4 protein-coding genes and 2 pseudogenes are annotated in these 3458 nt (G+C 28.2%); 1 reads left to right on the top strand and 5 read right to left on the bottom strand.

Annotated elements, in window-relative coordinates; all coding sequences use genetic code 11:
• Positions 1-136 precede the first annotated feature (136 nt).
• The 5 genes and pseudogenes from ACH2CG_RS13595 to ACH2CG_RS13615 form a co-directional block, all read right to left on the bottom strand.
• A complete protein-coding gene (locus ACH2CG_RS13595; RefSeq protein ID WP_395066104.1) occupies positions 137-391 on the bottom strand; it encodes a DUF6327 family protein in 255 nt (84 codons plus the stop codon).
• 3 nt (positions 392-394) lie between these two features.
• Positions 395-745, bottom strand: coding sequence for a competence protein (locus ACH2CG_RS13600; RefSeq protein WP_395066106.1), 351 nt, complete (start codon positions 743-745; stop codon positions 395-397).
• Complete coding sequence (locus ACH2CG_RS13605; protein ID WP_395066108.1) at positions 745-1074, bottom strand: YtxH domain-containing protein; 330 nt, start codon at positions 1072-1074, stop codon at positions 745-747. Before ACH2CG_RS13605 ends, ACH2CG_RS13600 begins: the two co-directional genes overlap by 1 nt.
• Before the next feature lie 62 nt (positions 1075-1136).
• Positions 1137-2120: a hypothetical protein gene (locus ACH2CG_RS13610; RefSeq protein WP_395066110.1), complete on the bottom strand. Its 984-nt coding sequence runs from the start codon at positions 2118-2120 to the stop codon at positions 1137-1139.
• 346 nt (positions 2121-2466) lie between these two features.
• Positions 2467-3363, bottom strand: a pseudogene (locus tag ACH2CG_RS13615) (glutamine--tRNA ligase); the annotation flags it as partial.
• Between the two features lies 1 nt (position 3364).
• Here ACH2CG_RS13615 and ACH2CG_RS13620 point away from each other — a divergent pair.
• Positions 3365-3458: pseudogene (locus ACH2CG_RS13620) on the top strand (hypothetical protein); the annotation flags it as partial.

The raw sequence follows: 3458 nt of genomic DNA on the forward strand, positions 1-3458 counted from the left end.
ATTGGTGAGCAAATGAAAAACCAACCTAAACGAGTTAAAAAAGCAGATACTACTTCTATCGATTTTAATCCAAGCGATACATCAAATCCAAGTGACGAAGTATAATTTTTAGTTTTATTAAATAAAAAAAAGAGGCTTAATCGCCTCTTTTTCTGTTTATATACCAATTGATTGCATAAGGAATAATCATCTTTAAAATGGCTCCATAAGTTCCTGAAAATACTTTTTGATAAAGATTGCCAAGTAACGAAACTGACTTTGATGGAAGAATACTTTCTTTGGTTTTATCAATGCTTAAAAGAATTTTTTGATAATAAATTTCTTTCTCAATTTTCAAAATTTCTAAATCTTGTTCAATCTGAGCGTAGGATGAATATTTTTTTGGTTCCATAATCTAGTCGTTAAAAAATATTTCTGAGAATTTCTCTAGAATTGGTCCTTCCACTATTTTATCTTTTACTAAAAATAAAAGCAAGGCTAGCACTAAATAAATTCCGGCAACGGCAAGAAATCCCAATGGATAACTATTGAATAAATTACCCAAAGCAAAAGCTCCTGCAATAGAAACAAAAAGCAAAACAATCATCAAGCAAATAGCAATTAAGAAAAATTTCAACATTAAAGTTGTCGATTTCATGGCTACCTTAAAACCCCAAAGTTTATAGTAAGCCAAACTGCTTTCTATGTAAGCTTTTGTATTTTCTTGAATAGCATCTGTATTTTCTTTTAATTCTTCAAATGCCATTATTTTTGAAGTTTAGCGTTTTGTTTTTTTAATTCGGCCAATTTTTCTTCAAGAAACGTGATGGCTTCTTCTGCTTTATAACTAGAATTAGAAAGTAACTCTTCTACCGTTTCTTTAAAATTGTCTTTTGCGGTTGAAAAACGTTCTTTGGTTTCGTCTTCAAGAGAATTATATTTAGATTTGGCTTGATCTTTTAAGTCGTCAAAACCATCTTTCATTTTTTCTCTAGTTTTTTCACCTTTATCTGGAGCAAATAAAATTCCTACTCCAACTCCAATTGCTGCACCAACTAAAAGTGCTAATGCACCATTTACATTTTTACTAGACATGATTTTTAAATTTAGTAAACTAAAGATACAAAAAAATTAAAAGTTGTAGTGTTAAATTGTCGTTAAACATCCGTAATCACGTCAAACCCTTTGAAACTTCCAACAATCGCTAGTCCAATAACGGTAGTTGCTAATTGTTTGTTTTTAATTTTTCCTGCAATTTGATTCAATGTTGAACCCGAACCAACAGCATCATCTATCAATAAAACTGTATTGTAAGAAACATTTCCTTTTACTACAAAAGTGTTTTCGGCGTTGTTAATACGCTCTTCAATTTTATTCAATGATTTTTGTGGAACAGGAATGATTCCGCCAATTTTAATAATATTAATACTTGGTAAATTAATTTTTAATCCGTTTGCCATTACTTTCATTAATTGTGTTTCACGCTTTATTGTTGGTGGAACATAAGCAATGGCATCAATTTTATAAACTGAAATTATAGTGTTTATTTTTTCCTTAATTTCATCAATCAAAATCTTCATCAACATTTTATTTTGTCCTTGTTTTGCATAATGAAGAATGGTGCCTAATCTAGTTTTTCCAAAACGTTCTATGGCATAAAAATCTAGATAAACCAATTCATCCATAAAGATTTTATCATATCCTTTGGTGCTTTTTAGTTTTTCTAATCCAGAAATTAATCCATTTTTATCTATGTATTGATTGTATTTATCTTTGGTTAAAATAAATTCATCAATAGTTTTTTCTAAAGGTAATTTTCGCTTGTCGCACCAGTTTTGAAACGCTAGTAAACCATGAAGAAGTTGACCAATTTCAGTAATCAGAATAAAATTTTCTTGAAGAAATTGTTGTTTTTCAGATGTTACGTTTTCTATTGAAACAGATTTTTTATCTGAAACAACTTTTAGTTTGTAAATTGTTTTTGGTGGCAAACCAATTCTCTCAATTTCATTATTTTCTACTAATTGATTTAGAATTCTATGAACATATTGTTTAGAGATTGTAAATTCAGAAACAATTTCATTTACACTTAATTCTTTTTTTTCTTGAAATAGCCCTTTTATTTTATTTTTAAAATCCATACTTGATTGTTTATAGTTTACTGTAAACGGTAAATAGTAAACAAATATAATAAATTATAGTTTACTGTTTACTATAAACTATAAATAGTAAACTAATTTTATAAAATTGGATAAGTTTTAAATAAAAAGCTTAAATAAAAAGATTTATGAAGCGTTTTTTCATGAAAGGTAATATGTGATAAAAAAAACCATAAAATCGCTTAAAATTAATTTATGATGCTCGTTTTTAATTGTAAATTTCTATCAAAAATAGATAATAATAGATTTTTATAATAATAGATTTTTATAATAATAGAAAAAGCCAACATTTCTGATGGCTTTGTATTTGTAAATTCTATAGTTAAAATTAAACTGTTTTTAGCAAATCTAAAACTTTTTCATTTTTCTCTGAATTTTTTAATTCTGATAATTGAGATTGAAAATGGTTCAAATTCGCTTCATCATTTTGTAAATTTTCAATTGCTGAAATTCTTGCTGAAAACAATTGACTTTTTAATGACATCGAATATAATTTTGTCAATTGTTCAATTTCGATATCTTTTGACGAAACTTTATCAGAATGTTTCAAGACCAAATTAGCAAACAATAAAGCATTATTATCGTTCTTGATGTTTTTTAGAATCGTATTGATTATCAAACTATAATTATCGATACTTTTTATGTTTTCAACAATTGGTTTTAAGATAATTTCGGCAGTATTTTCGTCTTTTTCTTTTACATATTTATTGAGTTCCTTTAAGGTATTCATCAATAAATTTTCTTCTTTTTTGCCTTTTTCTTCCCAAGCGTCTTTTAGTCCAACAGTTTTGTTAAAGACTAATTTTGAAGCAGTTGAATCTTTATCTACATTAAAATAACCCAATCGTTGAAACTGAAATTTATCATTTGGCTTAACATCGGCAAGACTTGGTTCTACAAATCCTTTTACGATTTCTAACGACGATTTATTCATAAATTCCAAGAAGTTTTTCTCTTTGTGAGCATCTGGAGCTTCATCAATGAACAATCTATCATAAAGTCGAACTTCAGCTTCAATAGCATGCGAAATTGAAACCCAATGCAAGGTTCCAGCAACTTTTCTTTGACTCGCTTCACTCCCACTTCCAGAACGTGAATCTTCATCATAAGTTACTTGAATTTCGGTAATTTTTCCGTTGGCATCTTTAGTAACACTTTCGCCTTTAATAATGTAACCATTTTTAAGACGCACTTCATTTCCGATGCTTAATCTAAAAAATTTAGCTGGAACCTTGCATTGGGTTTCAATTTCGCATGCTATTGAAGCTGAAGTTCGACTTTATGATAGATTGTTCATTGATGAAGCTCCAGATGCTCACA

Source organism: Flavobacterium sp., from assembly GCF_043778725.1.
In the GTDB taxonomy this organism is placed as follows: Bacteria; Bacteroidota; Bacteroidia; order Flavobacteriales; family Flavobacteriaceae; genus Flavobacterium.